Genomic DNA, 19048 nt, shown 5'->3' on the forward strand with positions numbered 1-19048 from the left:
AGTGGGCGGCAGTGGGGCTAGTGGTACGAGCGCCGGCAAGCGCCCCAACGAGCAGCTGAGTTCGTGGTTCGTACGGAGCGGCTGGTCCAAGGGCGAGTTGGCGCGCCAGGTCAACCGCCGGGCACGCCAGATGGGCGCGCACCACATCAGCACCGACACCTCCCGCGTCCGGCGCTGGCTCGACGGCGAGATGCCGCGCGAGCCGATTCCCCGGATCCTCTCGGAGCTGTTCTCCGAGCGCTTCGGCAGCGTGGTCGCCATCGAGGACCTGGGCCTGCGCCAGGCCCACCAGTCGCCCTCCGTGTCCGGTGTCGACCTGCCCTGGGCCGGACCCCAGACGGTGTCGCTGCTCAGCGAGTTCTCCCGCAGCGACCTGATGCTCGCCCGGCGCGGCTTCCTCGGCACCTCCCTGATGCTCGCCGCGGGGCCCTCCCTGATCGAACCCATGCAGCGCTGGCTCGTGCCGTCCCTGGCGAGCGAGCCGGGACCGCCCGAGACCGCCGCGAGCGCCCGCCGCCCCTCCCGGCTCTCCCGGCCCGAGCTGGAGCTCCTCGAATCCACCACCGCCATGTTCCGTCAGTGGGACGCGCAGAGCGGCGGGGGACTGCGCCGCAAGGCCGTGGTCGGCCAGCTCCACGAGGTCACCGACCTGCTTCAGGAACCCCAGCCGGCCGCCACCTCCAAGCGCCTCTTCAAATGCGCGGCCGAACTCGCCGAACTCGCCGGCTGGATGAGCTACGACGTGGGCCTCCAGCCCACCGCCCAGAAGTACTTCGTGCTCGCCCTGCACGCCTCCAAGGAAGCGGGCGACAAGCCCCTCGGCTCGTACATCCTGTCGTCCATGAGCCGCCAGATGATCCACCTCGGCCGACCCGACGACGCGCTCGAACTGATCCACCTCGCCCAGTACGGCAGCCGCGACTGCGCGACCGCCCGCACCCAGGCGATGCTGTACGCGATGGAGGCCCGCGCCTACGCCAACATGGGCCAGCCGAGCAAGACCAAGCGGGCCGCGCGGATGGCCGAGGACACGTTCGGCGACGCCGGGCTCGACGGCGAGCCGGAGCCCGACTGGATCCGCTTCTTCTCCGAGGCCGAGCTCAACGGCGAGAACGCCCACTCCTACCGCGACCTCGCCTATGTGGCCGGCCGCAGCCCCACCTACGCCTCGCTCGCCGAGCCCGTGATGGGCCGGGCCGTCGACCTGTTCGGCAAGGACGAGGAGCACCAGCGCTCCTACGCCCTCAACCTCATCGGCATGGCCACCGTGCACCTGCTCAAGCGGGAGCCCGAGCAGTCGACGGTCCTCGCCGAGCAGGCCCTCAGGGTCGCCAAGCGGGTCCGCTCGGAGCGGGTCAACACCCGGCTGCGCAAGACCGTCGACACCGCCGCCCGCGACTTCTCGGACGTCGCGGAGGTGGTCCGCATGACCGATCTGCTCACCCGGGAGCTGCCCGAGACGGCCGAAGCCGTCTGAGGGCACCCGACGTCGCCCCCGCGGGCGACGGCATACAAGACGCCGGCCGCGACCTTCACCCCGTTCTGCCCGACTCGGCTCCCCCACGCCAGGTCAAGCGGGTGAGGCCGCGGCCGGTCCGGTGCCGGCGGCCCCACCGGGACGGCCGGCCCACACCCCTCCCGATCCGGCAGTTCACGGGCGCGTAACACGCCCGCCTCCTTCGTCACTGCGGCGAAACATCGTGCGGCATCGACGGAAACCGCGCTGGGACAACCTCATGGCGCATAACCGGCCACCAGCCAGTTCCCGCCCGAGTAAGGCCCCCGCACGGGCCGTACCGACGACGAGGAGACGCCGATGCCCCCAGGCATCACGCTCGCAGCTGACGTCCCGCAGCTGTCCAGCGCCAACACCGGATTCATGCTGATCTGCTCAGCGCTGGTGATGATCATGACACCCGGGCTCGCCTTCTTCTACGGAGGCATGGTCCGCGTCAAGAGCACCCTCAACATGCTCATGATGAGCTTCATCAGCCTCGGCATCGTCACGATCCTGTGGGTGCTCTACGGATTCAGCCTGGCCTTCGGCGAGAGCAACGGCTTCATCGGCTGGTCCAAGGACTACTTCGGGCTGAGCGGCATCGGCCTGGTCCAGCTGTGGCCGGGATACAGCATCCCGATCTACGTCTTCGCCGTCTTCCAGCTGATGTTCGCGGTCATCACACCCGCTCTCATCAGCGGGGCGCTCGCCGACCGTGTCAAGTTCAGCGCCTGGGCGCTCTTCACCGCCCTGTGGGTCACCGTCGTCTACTTCCCCGTCGCGCACTGGGTGTGGGCCTCGGACGGCTGGCTCTTCAAGAAGGGCGTCATCGACTTCGCCGGCGGCACCGCCGTGCACATCAACGCGGGTGCGGCCGCCCTCGGCGTGATCCTCGTCATCGGCAAGCGCGTCGGCTTCAAGAAGGACCCGATGCGGCCGCACAGCCTGCCGCTCGTCATGCTCGGCGCGGGCCTGCTGTGGTTCGGCTGGTTCGGCTTCAACGCGGGCTCCTGGCTCGGCAACGACGACGGCGTGGGCGCCGTGATGTTCGTCAACACCCAGGTCGCCACCGCCGCCGCCATGCTCGCCTGGCTGCTGTACGAGAAGCTCCGCCACGGCTCCTTCACCACGCTGGGCGCCGCCTCCGGCGCCGTCGCCGGCCTCGTCGCCATCACCCCCTCCGGCGGCTGCGTCAGCCCGCTCGGCGCCATCGCGATCGGCGTGATCGCCGGTGTCCTGTGCGCCATGGCGATCAACCTCAAGTACCGCTTCGGATTCGACGACTCGCTCGACGTCGTGGGCGTCCACATGGTCGGCGGCATCACCGGCTCCCTCCTCGTCGGCCTCTTCGCCACCGGCGGCGTACAGTCCACCGCCAAGGGCCTCTTCTACGGGGGCGGCCTGGACCAGCTCGGCAAGCAGGCGCTCGGCGTCGGCGCCGTCCTCGGCTACTCCCTGGTGGTCTCCGCGGTCCTCGCCTTCGCGCTCGACAGGACCATCGGGATGCGGGTCCCCGAAGACGACGAGATCTCCGGCATCGACCAGGTCGAACACGCCGAGACGGCGTACGACTTCAGCGGCGCGGGCGGCGGCACCTCGCCCCGCAGGACCGTGGCGGCCCCGGGCGACCTCGCAGCGAACAAGAAGGTGGACGCATGAAGCTCATCACCGCGGTCGTCAAGCCGCACCGGCTCGACGAGATCAAGCAGGCCCTCCAGGCCTTCGGGGTGCACGGCCTGACCGTGACCGAGGCCAGCGGATACGGGCGCCAGCGCGGCCACACCGAGGTCTACCGCGGCGCCGAGTACACCGTCGACCTCGTACCCAAGATCCGCATCGAGGTCCTCGTCGAGGACGACGACGCCGAGGAACTCATCGAGGTCGTCGTCAAGGCCGCCCGCACCGGCAAGATCGGCGACGGCAAGGTGTGGAGCGTGCCCGTCGAGACGGCGGTACGGGTCCGCACCGGCGAACGCGGTCCCGACGCACTGTAGGCACGGCCAAGGAGCTGCTGGGTGACGAGCGCTGAAGTGAGTACCGGACCCGACGACGACTCCGCGCCCGCCGGTTACGCGGCGGCCCGGGTGCGCCTCCTCGCCGAGAAGGGGCACTCCGGGCCGCCGCGCCGCACGGCCCTCGCCGGGCTGACCGACTCCTGGCTGGCCGGCCTGTTCACCGCGGCCGCCCAGGAGGCCGGCGTGAGCGGCGCGTCCCTGGTCGCGGTCGGCGGCTACGGCCGGGGCGAGCTCTCCCCGCGCAGCGACCTCGACCTGCTGCTCCTGCACGACGGCCGGGCCGACGCCGGGGCCGTCGCCCTGCTCGCCGACCGCGTCTGGTACCCGGTGTGGGACCTCGGCCTCGACCTCGACCACTCGGTGCGCACCGCCGCCCAGGCCCGCAGGACGGCGGGCGAGGACCTCAAGGTTCAGCTGGGCCTCCTCGACGCCCGCCATGTCGCCGGGGAGCTCGCCCTCACCTCCGCGCTGCGCACCACCGTCCTCGCCGACTGGCGCAACACCGCCCCCCGGCGACTGCCCGAACTCGACGAGCTGTGCCGTGAACGGGCCCAGCGCCAGGGCGAGTTGCAGTACCTCCTCGAAGGCGACCTCAAGGAGGCGAGGGGCGGACTGCGGGACGCCACCGCACTGCGCGCCGTCGCCGCGTCCTGGCTCGCCGACGCCCCGAGGGAGGGCCTCGCCGAGGCGCGCCGCCGGCTCCTGGACGTACGCGACGCGCTGCACCAGTGCACCGGCCGCGCCACCGACCGGCTCGCCCTCCAGGAACAGGACGCCGTAGCGGCCGAACTGGAGCTTCTCGACGCCGATGTGATGCTCCGTCAGGTATCGGAGGCGGCCCGCGTCATCTCCTACGCCGGCGACGTCACCTGGCGCGAGGTCGGCCGGGTGCTGCGCGCCCGCTCCGCCCGGCCGCGCCTGCGCCGCCTCTTCGGCGGCGGACACACCGGAGCCCCCGAGCGCACCCCGCTCGCCGAAGGCGTCGTCGAGCAGGACGGCGAGGTCGTGCTCGCGCTGACCGCCCGCCCCGAGAAGGACCCCGTCCTGCCGCTCCGGGCCGCCGCCGCGGCGGCCCGCTCCGGCCTGCCCATCTCGCTGCACGCGGTACGCCGCCTCGCCGCCGCGGCCCGGCCGCTCCCCACGCCCTGGCCCGCCGAGGCCAGGGACCAGCTCGTCACCCTGCTCGGCGCGGGCGCCGCCACCGTGCCGGTCTGGGAGGCCCTCGAAGCCGAGGGCCTCATCACCGGGCTGCTGCCCGACTGGGAACGCGTACGCAGCAGGCCCCAGCGCAACGCCGTGCACACCTGGACCGTCGACCGCCACCTCGTCGAGACCGCGGTGCGCGCCTCCCGCCTCACCCGCCGGGTGCACCGCCCCGACCTGCTGCTCGTCGCCGCCCTCCTGCACGACATCGGCAAGGGCTGGCCCGGCGACCACTCCGTGGCCGGCGAGACGATCGCCCGCGACATGGCCGCCCGGATCGGCTTCCCCGCCGCCGACGTGGCCGTCGTCGCCACCCTCGTACGCCGCCACCTCCTGCTCATCGAGACCGCGACCCGGCGCGACCTCGACGACCCGGCGACGGTGCGCGCGGTCGCCGACGCCGTCGGCTCGACCGGCACCCTGGAACTGCTGCACGCCCTCACCGAGGCCGACGCGCTGGCCACCGGGCCCGCCGCCTGGTCCTCGTGGCGCGGCGCGCTCGTCGCCGACCTGGTCGGGCGGGCCGCGGCGGTCCTCGCGGGCGAGCCCGCCGACCCCGAGCCCGGCGCGATCACCGCCGAACAGGAACGCCTCGCCGTGGAGGCCCACCGCACCGGCGGACCCGTCCTCGCGCTGCGCGCCCGCGCCGACGGGGCGGAGGAGCCGGACGAGGAGGAGCCCCTCGGTGCGGAACTCCTCGTCGCCGTCCCCGACCAGCCGGGTGTCCTGCCCGTGACGGCCGGGGTCCTCGCCCTGCACCGCCTCACCGTCCGCACCGCGGAACTGCGCGCCGTCGAACTCCCCGATCCGGTCGGCGGCCCGGTGCTGCTCCTCCAGTGGCGGGTGGCCGCGGAGTACGGCTCGCTGCCGCAGGCGGCCCGGCTCCGCGCCGACCTCGTGCGGGCGCTCGACGGCTCCCTCGACATCGAGGCCCGTCTCGCCGAACGCGCGGCCGCCTACCCGCGGCGCAGCGGCGGCCAGGCGCCGCCGCCCCGGGTGACGGTCGCCCCCTCCGCCTCCCGGCACGCCACCGTCATCGAGGTGCGCGCCCAGGACGTCCCCGGCCTTCTGCACCGCATCGGGCACGCCCTGGAGGGCTCGGGCGTCCGGGTGCGCTCGGCGCACGTCTCGACGCTGGGCTCCAACGCGGTGGACGCCTTCTATGTGACGGACGGGGAAGGAGTGCCGCTCGCGCCGCAAGAGGCGGCGAAGGTGGCGGGCGAGCTGGAGTCGGAGCTGAGCGACGCGGCCGGGCCGGTGTAACGGGGCACCCCACGGGGGATGCGCGCCGCAGGCACCCCCGCGCACCCCTGCCCTCCGGGATACCCTGGGGGCTGTTCACCCGACCGCCCCACGAGCCGAGGACCCGCGACCACCGTGTTCGATACCCTTTCCGACCGCCTGAGTGCGACGTTCAAGAACCTCCGGGGCAAAGGACGCTTGAGCGAGGCGGACATCGACGCCACGGCGCGCGAGATCCGCATCGCTCTCCTTGAGGCCGATGTCGCGCTGCCCGTCGTTCGCGCCTTCATCAAGCAGGTCAAGGAGCGCGCGTCCGTCCTCGTGGCCTCCCAGGCCCTCAACCCGGCCCAGCAGGTCATCAAGATCGTCAACGAGGAGCTCGTCGGCATCCTCGGCGGCGAGACGCGGCGCCTCAGGTTCGCCAAGACCGCCCCGACCGTGATCATGCTCGCGGGTCTCCAGGGTGCCGGTAAGACCACGCTCGCCGGAAAGCTCGGCAAGTGGCTCAAGGGGCAGGGCCACTCCCCGCTCCTGGTCGCCTGCGACCTCCAGCGCCCCAACGCCGTCAACCAGCTGAGCGTCGTCGCCGAGCGCGCCGGCGTCGCGGTCTACGCGCCGGAGCCCGGCAACGGTGTGGGCGACCCGGTCAAGGTGGCGCAGGACTCGATCGAGTACGCCCGCTCCAAGCAGTACGACGTGGTCGTGGTCGACACGGCGGGCCGCCTCGGCATCGACCAGGAGCTGATGCAGCAGGCCGCGGACATCCGCGACGCCGTCAGCCCCGACGAGGTCCTCTTCGTCGTCGACGCGATGATCGGCCAGGACGCGGTGAACACCGCGGAGGCCTTCCGCGACGGCGTCGGCTTCGACGGCGTGGTGCTCTCCAAGCTCGACGGCGACGCCCGCGGCGGCGCGGCCCTCTCGATCGCCCACGTCACCGGCAAGCAGATCATGTTCGCCTCCAACGGCGAAAAGCTGGAGGACTTCGACGCCTTCCACCCGGACCGCATGGCGTCCCGCATCCTCGACATGGGTGACCTGCTCACCCTGATCGAGCAGGCGGAGAAGACGTTCAGCCAGGCCGAGGCCGAGAAGATGGCCTCCAAGCTGGCGTCCAGCAAGGGCGGCAAGGACTTCACGCTCGACGACTTCCTGGCCCAGATGGAGCAGGTCCGCAAGATGGGCTCCATCTCCAAGCTGCTCGGCATGCTGCCCGGCATGGGGCAGATCAAGGACCAGATCAACAACATCGACGAGCGTGACGTGGACCGCACCGCGGCCATCATCAAGTCGATGACCCCGGGCGAGCGCCACGACCCCACCGTCATCAACGGCTCGCGCCGCGCCCGTATCGCCAAGGGTTCCGGCGTCGAGGTCAGCGCGGTCAAGAACCTGGTCGAGCGGTTCTTCGACGCCCGCAAGATGATGTCCCGCATGGCCCAGGGCGGCGGCATGCCGGGCATGCCGGGGATGCCGGGCATGGGCGGCGGCCCCGGCCGGCAGAAGAAGCAGATCAAGCAGAGCAAGGGCAAGCGCAAGAGCGGCAACCCGATGAAGCGCAAGGCCGAGGAGGCCGCGGCCGCCGAGCGCAAGGCGCAGGGCGGCGCGCTCGGCCTGCCCTCCGCCGAGGAGCAGAAGAACTTCGAGCTGCCCGACGAGTTCAAGAAGTTCATGGGCTGACGAGGCGACGGCCGTACGCGTGGGGCGCCTCCCGGGGGACCGGGCAGGCGCCCCACGCGTCTGCGGTCCCACGCGTCGGCGCCCCCGCTCGTCTGCGGACACCTCATCAGGACCGCCCGGAATGCCTTATTTATACGGGTCTCCAATAATGGCGCGTACCGGCCATGAGGAGAGCACGTGCCCACTTCCGTCCCCCCGCGCGACCGCCCCGACCAGCCGTGGCGATCGGAAGGAGCACCGCCCCCGCCCGCGCCGAAGAAGAAGATGCCCGGCGGCTGGGGCCGGCTCATCCTCACCGCCCTGATCGTCTACCTCATCGCCAACCTGATCCTGTCGTTCTTCAACGACGGCGACGAGACGACCGTCTCGTACACCGAATTCAGCAAACAGGTCGCGGCCGGCAACGTCTCGAAGATCTACGCCAAGGGCGACGCCATCCAGGGCAAGCTCAAGAAGAAGGAGCCCGTCCCCTCCGGCGAGGGCAGCGGCGACTACACGGAGTTCACCACCCAGCGCCCCACCTTCGCCGACGACGACCTGTGGGCCCAGCTCACCAAGCAGAACGTCACCGTCACCGCCGAGCCGGTCGTCGAGCACCGCAGCTTCCTCGCCAACCTCCTCATCTCGCTCGCCCCGATGCTGCTGCTCGTCGTGCTGTGGCTGTTCATCGCCCGGCGCATGAGCGCGGGCCTCGGCGGCGGCGCCGGCGGGATGCTCGGCCGCAAGGCCCCGCCCAAACCCGTCGAGATGGAGGGCGGCAAGCGCACCACCTTCGAGGACGTGGCCGGCATCGACGAGGTCGAGGGCGAGCTCAACGACGTCGTCGACTTCCTCAAGAACCCCGGCGACTACCGGGAGATGGGCGCCAAGATGCCCGGCGGCGTCCTGCTCGCCGGGCCACCCGGCACCGGCAAGACCCTGCTCGCGCGGGCCGTCGCGGGCGAGGCGGGAGTGCCGTTCTTCTCGGCGTCGGCCTCCGAGTTCATCGAGATGATCGTGGGCGTCGGCGCCTCGCGGGTACGCGAGCTCTTCGCCGAGGCCCGCAAGGTCGCGCCCGCCATCGTCTTCATCGACGAGATCGACACCATCGGCCGCGCCCGCGGCGGCGGTTCCGGCATGGGCGGCCACGACGAACGCGAACAGACCCTGAACCAGATCCTCACCGAGATGGACGGCTTCTCCGGCTCCGAGGGCGTCATCGTGCTCGCCGCCACCAACCGGTCCGACGTCCTCGACCCGGCGCTCACCCGGCCCGGCCGCTTCGACCGCGTCGTCCACGTCAGCCCGCCCGACCGCGACGGCCGCGCCGCCATCCTGCGGATCCACACCCGTGAGATCCCGATGGCCGACGACGTCGACCTGGAGCAGGTCGCCCGCACCACCCCGGGCATGACCGGCGCGGACCTCGCCAACCTCGCCAACGAGGCGGCCCTGCTCGCCGTCAAGCGCCGACAGCGCCAGGTAGGCCCGTCCGACCTCTCCGACGCCCTGGAAAAGATCCAACTCGGCGCCGAGCGGCCCCTGGTGATGCCGTACGAGGAGCGCCGCCGCACCGCCTACCACGAGAGCGGGCACGCCCTGCTCGGCATGCTCCAGCCCGGCGCCGACCCCGTCCGCAAGGTCACCATCGTGCCGCGCGGCCGGGCCCTCGGCGTCACCCTCTCCACACCGGACGCCGACAAGTACGCGTACACCGAGGAGTATCTGCGCGGCCGGATCATCGGGGCCCTCGGCGGCATGGCGGCCGAGCGCATCGTCTTCGACGTCATCACCACCGGCGCCGAGAACGACCTCGAACAGGTCACCAACCTGGTCCGCGGCATGGTCGCCCGCTGGGGCATGAGCGAGCGCATCGGCCCCCTCGCCGCGCTGCCGGGCGATGCCCAGCAGGCCTACGGCCTCTCCGCGGCTCCCGGCACCCTGGACGCGATCGCCGCCGAGATGCGCCGCATCGTCGACGAGTGCTACGAGCGGGCCGACCGGCTCCTGCGCGACAACCGGGACAAGCTGGACTCGCTCGCGGCGGCGCTGCTCGCCAACGAGACCCTGGAGGAGGCCGCCGCCTACCGGGCGGCCGGCATCCCCCGCCTCGCGAAGACGGAGGCCTGAGACGGGCGGCGGACCGGGGGAGGACCGGGGGAGGTCCGCACCCGCCGCCCCGCCCCGGGCCGCCGTGCCGCACGGTCAGGGCGTGCGGGCGATCAGATAGCGGAAGACATTGGGCATCCACACCGTGCCGTCCCGCCGGACGTGCCCGTGCAGCGCCTCGACCAGCTCCTTCTCCACCTGCGCCTGGTCGGTCGCGCGGGCCGCCGCGTCGAAGGCGCCCGTCGAGAGCAGCCCCCGTATCGCGCTGTCCAGGTCCGCGTACCCGAAGGGGCAGGCCACCCGGCCCGAGCCGTCCGGCTTGAGCCCGGCCCGTGCCGCCACGTCCTCCAGGTCGTCCCGCAGGCTCGGCCGCCAGCGCGGCGCGTCGTTCACGCGCGTGGTCAGCCGCGTCGCCACCCGCAGCACCCCCGAGGTGGCACACCGCTCCGGGGGACCCCAGCCGACCAGCACCACCGGGCTGCCGCGCTCCGCGAGCCCGACGGCCGACGTCAGCGTGGGCACCAGACCCTCGGTGTCACCGGCCGCACAGCCGACCGGTTCGAACGCGGTGATCACGTCGTACGGGGCGTGACCCGGCCCCGCGGCGTCGGCCGGCCCACCCGAGACGAGACGGGCCGCGCCCTTGCCCGGCGCGCCGGCCCGGCCGGGACCCGGTGTCAGCCGCTCGCGGGCCAGCGCGAGCCGCGCGGCGCGCTCGGGACGGTCCACCCCGGTCACCGCGGCACCCCGCGAGGCGGCGATGAGCAGCGCGAGCCCCGAGCCGCAGCCCAGCCCCAGCAGCCTGCTGGACGGGCCGACGTCGAGCCGCTGGTAGGCCGCCTCGACCAGAGGGACCAGCATCCGTTCCTGGATCTCCGCCCAGTCCCGCGCGCGCTCGGACGAGCCCGCCACGGGGGCGGCGGCCGTGCGGGACTGATGCCGGACGAGCGTTGGTGTCATGGAAAGCGCCCCAATCCGCCGAGAGGTCAGTTGTGCCCTGAAGAACAGCCCCCCGTGAATGTCCGTACGCACTTCCCCCGTATGCCAGGGAACTCCGCATCACGCCCCGCGTCCAGAGGGCGGAGGCATCCGGCACGCAAAGCACGGGCAGGGGAGGCCTGGAAGGCGATTCACGCTCCGCCACCCTTGCGCCGTACCATTCGCGCCATGGCAAAGGCACCCGTTCTCACGCCCCAGGCGGAAGACTTCCCGCGCTGGTACCAGGATCTGATCAACAAGGCGGAGCTCGCGGACAACGGTCCCGTGCGCGGCACCATGGTGATCCGACCGTACGGCTACGGCCTGTGGGAGCGGATGCAGCACGAGATGGACGCGCGCATCAAGGAAGCAGGCGCCCAGAACGCCTACTTCCCGCTCTTCATCCCCCAGTCTTACCTGACTCGCGAGGCTGAGCACGTCGAGGGCTTCGCGCCCGAGCTCGCCGTGGTCACGCACGGTGGCGGCAAGGAGCTCGAAGAGCCCGTCGTGGTGCGCCCCACCTCCGAGACGATCGTCAACGAATACTTCTCGAAGTGGGTCCAGAGCTACCGCGACCTGCCGCTGCTCATCAACCAGTGGGCCAACGTGGTCCGTTGGGAGATGCGTCCGCGCGTCTTCCTCCGTACGAGCGAATTCCTCTGGCAGGAGGGCCACACCGCCCACGCCACCTACGAGGACGCCCGCGCCTACGCGGCCCGCATCCACCGCGACGTCTACGCCGACTTCATGATCAACGTCCTCGGCATCGACGTCGTCCTCGGCCGCAAGACCGCCAGGGAGCGCTTCGCCGGAGCCATCAACACCCTCACCCTGGAAGGGATGATGGGCGACGGCAAGGCCCTCCAGATGGGCACGAGCCACGAACTGGGCACCAACTTCGCCAAGGCGTTCAACACCCAGTACCTGTCGAAGGAGGGCAAGCAGGAGCTGGTCTGGCAGACCTCCTGGGGCGTCTCCACGCGCATGGTCGGCGGCCTGATCATGTCGCACGGCGACGACAGCGGACTGCGCGTGCCGCCCCGGCTCGCCGCCGTCCAGGTCGTCGTCGTGGCGATCAAGGGCGACGAGGCCGTCGCCAAGGTCCGCGAGGTCGGCGACCGCCTCAAGGCGGCCGGCCTGCGCGTCCAGGTCGACGACCGCATCGACACCCCCTTCGGCCGCCGCGCCGTCGACTGGGAGCTCAAGGGCGTCCCCGTACGCGTCGAGATCGGCCCGCGCGACCTGGAGGCCGGCACCGCGATGCTGGCCCGCCGCATCCCCGGCGGCAAGGAGCCCGTCTCCATCGACGCCCTCGCCGAGCTGCTGCCCGCCCTCCTCGAAGAGGACCAGGCGCTGCTCCTGAAGGAGTCCCGCGAGCGCCGGGAGTCCCGTACGAGCGATGTCGCCACCCTCGGTGAGGCGGCCGAGGCGGCGATCGCCGGCGGCTGGGCGCGCATCCCATGGGCCGACCTCGGGCCCGAGGGCGAGGCCAAGCTCGCCGAACAGGCCGTCTCCGTGCGGTGCCTGGTCGCCGAGGACGGGTCGGTGCCCGCCGCCGACGACGCGCCCGGTACGGTCGCGATCGTGGCCCGCGCCTACTGAGTGAGCTCCGGGGCCGGCCGAGGGGCCGGGCGGGGACGGTGGCGCGACAGGCCACCGGGAGTCGGCCGAAACCCCTCTTGCGTCCTCGCCGGCAACGGCCGCTCCGGCGTGCGTAGTTCATCTACTCGCCGGGGCGTACCCGCCGCTACGTCATACCTTGGTGTGAGCTGTGAGCCTTCTCCGCAGATCAGCGCACCCGCCCTCGTCCGCACGCATCAATGCCAACTGACGGGTACGAGCAAATTATTTGGGATGCCCCGGAATAGGAACACAGCGGCCCTGCGGCTCGTTGTCACGACGTGAGCACGACACCACCTGTTCTCGCCGCAGAGCTGGCACAGGCGTGGGCCGACATTCAGCGGTACCACTCCGAGCTGCCGGACCTAGCCGCGCCCGAGTCCCTGATCGGAGAGTCGTCGTCCGCCTGCGGCGCCGAGCTCTCCTTCGAGCGACTGCTCCATGAGGCAGTCCACGGCATTGCCGCCGCCCGCGGTGTCCGCGACACCTCCCGCGCCGGCCGCTACCACAACCGGAGGTTCCTGGCGATCGCCGAGGAGCTCGGCCTCGACCACCCCGAGGAACCGCACCCCAGCAGCGGCTTCTCCCTGGTCACGCTGAACGCCGAGGCCAGGCGCCGCTACCGCCCCACCATCGAACGCCTTCAGCGCGCGCTGAAGGCGCACACCGTCGCCACGGCCGCCGACACCAAGCGCTCCTTCCGGGGGCCCGCCGCCCGGCACGGCTCCTCCGGAGGCGGCGTGCGGGTCAAGGCGGTCTGCGACTGCGGGCGCAACGTGCGCGTGGTCCCCTCGGTCCTGGCCCAGGCCCCCATCGTCTGCGGCGGCTGCGGCAAGCCGTTCCGCATTCCGGAAGGGGCCGAAGTGGTCGCCGCGGTCGGCTGACCTGCCCCGGGCCGGCCGCCGGCAGGGGCGGCGAGGTCCGGGGACCCCCGGCGTGCGCACTCCAGGCGTGTGGCACAATGGCTAGCTGTACTCGACAGCCGCACAGGAACCCTCTCGCCTCCGGCTGACGCGTCCATCGGGCACCCGAGTACCGCAACCCCACGTGGCATCTCATGTGCCCAACCACGTCAAGACCAGGAGACACCACTCCAGTGGCAGTCAAGATCAAGCTCAAGCGCCTCGGCAAGATTCGCCAGCCGCACTACCGCATCGTCGTCGCCGACGCCCGCACTCGCCGTGACGGTCGCGCGATCGAGGAAATCGGTCTGTACCACCCGACGTACAACCCGTCGCGCATCGAGGTCAACGCCGAGCGTGCGCAGTACTGGCTGTCCGTCGGCGCCCAGCCGACCGAGGCCGTTCTCGCCATCCTGAAGCTCACCGGCGACTGGCAGGCGCACAAGGGCCTCCCGGCCCCCGCGCCGCTGCTCCAGCCGGAGACGAAGGAAGACAAGCGCGCCACCTTCGAGGCCTTCGCCAAGACCCTCGAGGGCGACGAGGCCAAGGGTGAGGCCATCACCCAGAAGGCCAAGAAGACCGAGAAGAAGGCGGACGAGGCCGAGGCCGCCGCCGAGTCGACCGAGGCCTGAGCATGCTCGAGGAGGCTCTCGAGCACCTCGTGAAGGGCATCGTCGACAACCCCGACGACGTGCAGGTCGCCTCGCGCAACCTGCGCCGGGGGCGCGTGCTGGAGGTCCGGGTCCACCCCGAAGACCTCGGCAAGGTGATCGGCCGCAACGGCCGTACCGCCCGCGCCCTGCGCACCGTCGTGGGTGCAATCGGCGGCCGTGGCATCCGGGTCGACCTCGTCGACGTGGACCAGGTCCGCTGACCAGTAGGGTCGCTTTACCTAGATACGCCGGCTCGGGCCGGGGAGGGCTTCTCGCCCTCCCCGGCCCGTAGTCGTATTCCGGGCCATAGTGGTACGAAGGCCTCGGCCACCACGAGGCCGCAGTTGTCCGAAGGAGAAGCAAGCGTGCAGTTGGTAGTCGCGCGGATCGGCCGCGCCCACGGCATCAAGGGCGAGGTCACCGTCGAGGTGCGCACCGACGAGCCGGAACTGAGGCTCGGCCCCGGCGCCGTACTCACCACCGACCCGGCGTCGGTGGGCCCGCTGACCATCGAGACCGGCCGGGTGCACAGCGGCCGGCTGCTGCTGCGCTTCGAGGGCGTGCGCGACCGCACCGCCGCCGAGGCCCTGCGCAACACCCTGCTCATCGCGGACGTGGACCCGGCGGAGCTCCCGGACGAGCCCGACGCGTACTACGACCACCAGCTCATGGACCTCGACGTGGTCCTCGCCGACGGCACCGAGGTCGGCCGCATCACCGAGATCACCCACCTGCCCTCGCAGGACCTCTTCATCGTGGAGCGCCCCGACGGGACCGAGGTCATGATCCCGTTCGTCGAGCAGATCGTCACCGAGATCGACCTGGAGGAGCAGCGCGCGGTCATCGACCCGCCGCCCGGCCTGATCGACGACCGCGCCGAGATCGCCTCCGCGCGGGACGACGAGTCCGAAGAGCCCGACGCGACCGGCACCGGTGGCGCGAACGCCGGGGACGCCGGCTGATGCGGCTCGACGTCGTCACGATCTTCCCCGAGTACCTCGAACCGCTGAACGTCTCCCTCGTCGGCAAGGCGCGGGCCCGCGGCCAGCTCGACGTACACGTCCACGACCTGCGCGACTGGACGTACGACCGGCACAACACCGTCGACGACACCCCCTACGGCGGCGGCCCCGGCATGGTCATGAAGACCGGGCCCTGGGGCGACTGCCTGGACGACGCCCTCGCCGACGGGTACGAGTCCGGGGCGCACGGCCCGGTCCTGGTCGTGCCCACGCCCAGCGGACGCCCCTTCACCCAGGAACTCGCCGTGGAGCTCTCCGAGCGACCCTGGCTGATCTTCACGCCGGCCCGCTACGAGGGCATCGACCGCCGCGTCATGGACGAGTACGCCACCCGGCTGCCCGTCTACGAGGTCTCCATCGGCGACTACGTCCTGGCCGGCGGCGAGGCCGCGGTCCTCGTGATCACCGAGGCCGTCGCCCGGCTCCTGCCCGGCGTCCTCGGCAACGCCGAGTCCCACCGCGACGACTCCTTCGCGCCCGGCGCCATGGCCAACCTCCTCGAAGGGCCCGTCTACACCAAGCCCCCCGAGTGGCGCGGCCACGGCATCCCGGACGTCCTGCTCAGCGGCCACCACGGCAGGATCGCCCGCTGGCGCAGGGACGAGGCGTTCAAGCGCACCGCCCTCCACCGGCCCGACCTGATCGAGCGCTGCGAGGCCTCCGCCTTCGACAAGAAGGACCGCGAGACCCTCTCCATCCTCGGCTGGGCCCCCGAGCCCGGCGGCCGATTTTGGCGCAGGCCGAGTGCCGTGGAAGAATAGGCCGCTGCCGTACGCTCAGCCGGCGCCCCTGCCACAGGGGGAACGACGCCCGCCTCTCGCGCACAGCACCCCATTCATCTCGAATTCCGCTGATGACCTGTGGCATCAGTGAGGAAGTAGTCAGTCATGGCAAGCCTGCTCGACTCCGTCAACGCCGCCACGCTGCGCAGCGACGTCCCGTCGTTCCGCCCGGGTGACACCGTCAACGTCCACGTCCGCGTGATCGAGGGCAACCGCTCCCGTATCCAGCAGTTCAAGGGCGTTGTCATCCGCCGCCAGGGCGCCGGTGTCTCCGAGACCTTCACGGTCCGCAAGGTCTCCTTCTCCGTCGGCGTCGAGCGCACCTTCCCGGTGAACTCCCCGATCTTCGAGAAGATCGAGGTCGTGACCCGCGGTGACGTCCGTCGCGCCAAGCTCTACTACCTCCGTGAGCTGCGCGGCAAGGCCGCGAAGATCAAGGAGAAGCGCGACCGCTGAGCCCCCGGCTCACACCCGCGCACGGGTCCGACGGCGGCCGGATAAGCTCTGGCCCCGATGGACACCGAAGCACAGCACACGGAGCGCGACTCCTCAGCGGCCCCCCGACCGGGGCCGGCCGAGGAGTCGCGCTCCGCGCGTTTCCCCGCCCTGCACGGCCGTCTCGAAGGCCCCTGGCGCAAGGCCGGGGCCCTGTTCGCGCTCTGCGTCGTCTTCCTCCTGCTGCTCAGCCACTTCGTGGTCCAGCCCTTCCTCATCCCCAGCGGCTCGATGGAACCGACGCTCAACGTCGGCGACCGCGTCCTGGTGAACAAGCTCGCCTACAGCTTCGGTGACACCCCCCGGCGCGGCGACGTCGTCGTCTTCGACGGCAGGGGCTCCTTCGTCCGGGAGACGGACGGCGGGAACCCGGTGGGCCACGCGGTGCGTTCCCTGGGTGCGGCCCTCGGCCTGACCGAGCCCGCCGAGACCGACTACGTCAAGCGCGTCGTCGGCGTCGGCGGGGACCACGTGGTCTGCTGCGACCGGCGGGGGAGGATCCAGGTGAACGGCACCGCAGTCGACGAGCCCTACCTCCACCCCGGCGACAGCCCCTCGCAGGTGCCCTTCGACATCGTGGTGCCCGCCGGCACCCTGTGGGTCCTGGGCGACCACCGCTCGCGCTCCAGCGACTCCCGCGACCACCTCGGCGACCCCGGCGGCGGCATGGTCCCCGTGGACCGGGTCATCGGCCGGGCCGACCTGATCGGCTGGCCGCTGGGCCGGTGGACGTCGGTCGGCGGCTCCGACGCCTTCGCGGCCGTACGCGACCCCGGCGGGGGACATGGGTAGCCGCGGGCGGCCACGCGCCGACGCCCGCGACCAGCCGCTGCCGACCGGGACCCGCCCCACCACCGAGCCGCCCCCGGGCCGCCGCGGGCAGACGGGCCGGGCCGAGCGGCGCAGGCTCGCCCGCCGGGTGAAGCGGCGCAGGCGCAGATCGGCGGTGCGCGAGATACCGCTGCTGATCACCGTGGCGCTGCTCATCGCCCTCGTCCTGAAGACCTTCCTCGTGCAGGCCTTCGTGATCCCGTCCGGCTCGATGCAGCAGACCATCACCATCGGCGACCGCGTGCTGGTCGACAAGCTCACCCCCTGGTTCGGCTCCCAGCCGGAGCGGGGCGACGTCGTGGTCTTCAAGGACCCCGGCGGCTGGCTCAAGGACGAGAAGAAGACGTCCACGAGTCAGGACCCCGTCGGCGTCAAGCAGATCAAAGAGGGCCTGACCTTCATCGGCCTGCTCCCCTCCGACAACGAGCAGGACCTCATCAAGCGCGTCATCGGGGTCGGCGGCGACACCGTGAAGTGCTGCGGCACCGACGGCAGGATCACCGTCAACGGCGTACCCCTCGACGAGCCGTACGTCTTCACACCCCCCACCGATCCGCCCACCCAAATCCAATTCGAGGTAAAGGTTCCACCGGGCCGGATCTTCGTCATGGGTGACCACCGGACCAACTCCGCCGACTCCCGTTACCACCTCGACGACGGTCACCGGGGCACCGTCCCCGTCTCCGGAGTGGTGGGCCGCGCAGTGGTCGTGGCCTGGCCTTTCTCCCACTGGCGCAGGCTCGAAGTGCCGCCCACGTTCGGCTCGGTGCCCGCCGCGCCCGGCGCCTCGGCGGCGGCCGCGTCGCATAGGGTGGCGTCCCGGGATCCGGCGGCGGAGCCGGACCAGGCGACGCGGCCCCCGACCCCTGCGGAACTCCCGCTCGTTATGGGAGTGGTGGGCCTGAGCCTCGTACGGGCCAGGCGGTGGCAACGAGTGAGGAGTGGATGTGGGGGATTTGGCGGTCGGCGCACGATCCGGACGCGAAGAGCCGGAGGAGCGGCCGGAGAGCGAGCTCGCCGATTCCTCCCCGGGACCCGCGGTGGAGCAGACCCCCGGGGCACCGGCGGACGGTTCCGCGTCCGGGCACCGGGTGCCCGCACAGGACGGCGGACCGGGCGACGGCGGACCCGGCGAAGAACCCGGTGACGGCGAGGGCCGCGCCCCCAAGAAGCCGCGCTCCTTCTGGAAGGAGCTCCCGCTCCTCATCGGCATCGCGCTCGTTCTGGCGCTGCTGATCAAGACGTTCCTGGTGCAGGCCTTCTCGATCCCCTCGGACTCGATGCAGGACACCCTGCAGCGCGGTGACCGGGTGCTGGTCGACAAGCTCACGCCGTGGTTCGGAGCGGAGCCGCAGCGCGGTGAGGTGGTCGTCTTCCACGACCCGGGCGGCTGGCTCGACGGCGAGCCCACGCCGACGCCGAACGCGGCGCAGAAGTTCCTCAGCTTCATCGGCCTGATGCCGTCCGCCGAGGAGAAGGACCTGATCAAGCGGGTCATCGCGGTCGGTGGCGACACGGTCGAGTGCAAGAAGGGCGGCCCGGTCACGGTCAACGGCAAGACCCTGAAGGAGCCGTACATCTACCCGGGCGACAGCGCCTGCGACGACAAGCCGTTCGGGCCGATCAAGGTGCCCGAGGGCCGGATCTGGGTGATGGGCGACCACCGCCAGAACTCGCTGGACTCCCGCTACCACCAGGAGCTCACGGGCGGCGGCACGGTCTCCACCGACGAGGTCGTCGGCCGCGCCTTCACCATCGCCTGGCCGCTCAACCGCCTCGACTGGCTCGGTGTCCCCGACACCTTCGACCAGCCCGGCCTGAGCGCGATGGGCGCTGCGGCGCCCGCCGCCGTCGGCCTCGCCGGCGCGCTTCCGTTGGTGCTGTGGCGGCGCCGTACGTTCCTTCAAGCGCAGGTCAAGGCGGAAACCCCGGTCGCCAAGGGCTGACCGGCGGGCGTACCGCCGGGTAGGGTGCGGTCCCGGATATCGATCTCCGGGGTCCCGGGCGCCACACGCGTCCCGGGGCGCTGCCGGAAAGGG

The 19048-nt window shown here is 71.8% G+C and carries 17 protein-coding genes; 16 read left to right on the forward strand and 1 reads right to left on the reverse strand.

The window, feature by feature from the left end; genetic code table 11:
* Position 1 precedes the first annotated feature (1 nt).
* From OOJ98_RS21985 to ftsH, 6 genes are all read left to right on the forward strand, one after another.
* Complete coding sequence (locus OOJ98_RS21985) at positions 2–1477, forward strand: hypothetical protein (protein WP_267056645.1); 1476 nt, start codon at positions 2–4, stop codon at positions 1475–1477.
* A 339-nt stretch (positions 1478–1816) separates the two neighbouring features.
* Entirely contained in the window at positions 1817–3157 is a 1341-nt protein-coding gene (locus OOJ98_RS21990) for an ammonium transporter (protein WP_267056646.1), read from the forward strand.
* Positions 3154–3492, forward strand: a complete 339-nt coding sequence (locus OOJ98_RS21995) for a P-II family nitrogen regulator (RefSeq protein ID WP_267056647.1) — start codon at positions 3154–3156, stop codon at positions 3490–3492. Before OOJ98_RS21990 ends, OOJ98_RS21995 begins: the two co-directional genes overlap by 4 nt.
* A gap of 21 nt (positions 3493–3513) precedes the next feature.
* Positions 3514–5979 (forward strand): [protein-PII] uridylyltransferase, encoded by a 2466-nt coding sequence (locus OOJ98_RS22000; protein WP_267056648.1) that lies wholly within the window; start codon positions 3514–3516, stop codon positions 5977–5979.
* 114 nt (positions 5980–6093) lie between these two features.
* Positions 6094–7638 (forward strand): signal recognition particle protein, encoded by a 1545-nt coding sequence (gene ffh, locus OOJ98_RS22005; RefSeq protein WP_267056649.1) that lies wholly within the window; start codon positions 6094–6096, stop codon positions 7636–7638.
* Between the two features lie 177 nt (positions 7639–7815).
* A complete protein-coding gene (ftsH, locus tag OOJ98_RS22010; protein ID WP_267056650.1) occupies positions 7816–9747 on the forward strand; it encodes an ATP-dependent zinc metalloprotease FtsH in 1932 nt (643 codons plus the stop codon).
* Between the two features lie 75 nt (positions 9748–9822).
* Here the strand turns inward: ftsH and OOJ98_RS22015 are convergent, their stop codons facing one another.
* A complete protein-coding gene (locus tag OOJ98_RS22015; protein ID WP_267056651.1) occupies positions 9823–10686 on the reverse strand; it encodes an SAM-dependent methyltransferase in 864 nt (287 codons plus the stop codon).
* A 207-nt stretch (positions 10687–10893) separates the two neighbouring features.
* Between OOJ98_RS22015 and proS the strand changes: the two genes are divergently transcribed.
* From proS to lepB (OOJ98_RS22065), 10 genes are all read left to right on the forward strand, one after another.
* A complete protein-coding gene (gene proS / locus OOJ98_RS22020; RefSeq protein WP_267056652.1) occupies positions 10894–12306 on the forward strand; it encodes a proline--tRNA ligase in 1413 nt (470 codons plus the stop codon).
* A 299-nt stretch (positions 12307–12605) separates the two neighbouring features.
* Complete coding sequence (locus OOJ98_RS22025) at positions 12606–13208, forward strand: hypothetical protein (protein WP_114040425.1); 603 nt, start codon at positions 12606–12608, stop codon at positions 13206–13208.
* A gap of 212 nt (positions 13209–13420) precedes the next feature.
* On the forward strand, positions 13421–13858 hold the full coding sequence (gene rpsP / locus OOJ98_RS22030) for a 30S ribosomal protein S16 (RefSeq protein ID WP_267056653.1): 438 nt from the start codon (positions 13421–13423) through the stop codon (positions 13856–13858).
* Positions 13859–13860: 2 nt separating this feature from the next.
* Positions 13861–14100, forward strand: coding sequence for an RNA-binding protein (locus tag OOJ98_RS22035; protein WP_030206382.1), 240 nt, complete (start codon positions 13861–13863; stop codon positions 14098–14100).
* Positions 14101–14244: 144 nt separating this feature from the next.
* On the forward strand, positions 14245–14841 hold the full coding sequence (gene rimM / locus OOJ98_RS22040; protein WP_267056654.1) for a ribosome maturation factor RimM: 597 nt from the start codon (positions 14245–14247) through the stop codon (positions 14839–14841).
* Positions 14841–15662: a tRNA (guanosine(37)-N1)-methyltransferase TrmD gene (trmD, locus tag OOJ98_RS22045; RefSeq protein WP_267056655.1), complete on the forward strand. Its 822-nt coding sequence runs from the start codon at positions 14841–14843 to the stop codon at positions 15660–15662. Before rimM ends, trmD begins: the two co-directional genes overlap by 1 nt.
* A gap of 126 nt (positions 15663–15788) precedes the next feature.
* Complete coding sequence (rplS, locus tag OOJ98_RS22050; protein WP_100577961.1) at positions 15789–16139, forward strand: 50S ribosomal protein L19; 351 nt, start codon at positions 15789–15791, stop codon at positions 16137–16139.
* A gap of 57 nt (positions 16140–16196) precedes the next feature.
* Complete coding sequence (gene lepB, locus OOJ98_RS22055; protein ID WP_267056656.1) at positions 16197–16970, forward strand: signal peptidase I; 774 nt, start codon at positions 16197–16199, stop codon at positions 16968–16970.
* Entirely contained in the window at positions 16963–18156 is a 1194-nt protein-coding gene (lepB, locus tag OOJ98_RS22060; protein ID WP_267056657.1) for a signal peptidase I, read from the forward strand. Before lepB (OOJ98_RS22055) ends, lepB (OOJ98_RS22060) begins: the two co-directional genes overlap by 8 nt.
* Positions 18101–18955, forward strand: coding sequence for a signal peptidase I (gene lepB, locus OOJ98_RS22065; RefSeq protein WP_267056658.1), 855 nt, complete (start codon positions 18101–18103; stop codon positions 18953–18955). Before lepB (OOJ98_RS22060) ends, lepB (OOJ98_RS22065) begins: the two co-directional genes overlap by 56 nt.
* Positions 18956–19048: the final 93 nt, after the last annotated feature.

Origin of the sequence: Streptomyces sp. NBC_00083 (assembly GCF_026343295.1) — a bacterium.
In the GTDB taxonomy this organism is placed as follows: domain Bacteria; phylum Actinomycetota; class Actinomycetes; order Streptomycetales; family Streptomycetaceae; genus Streptomyces.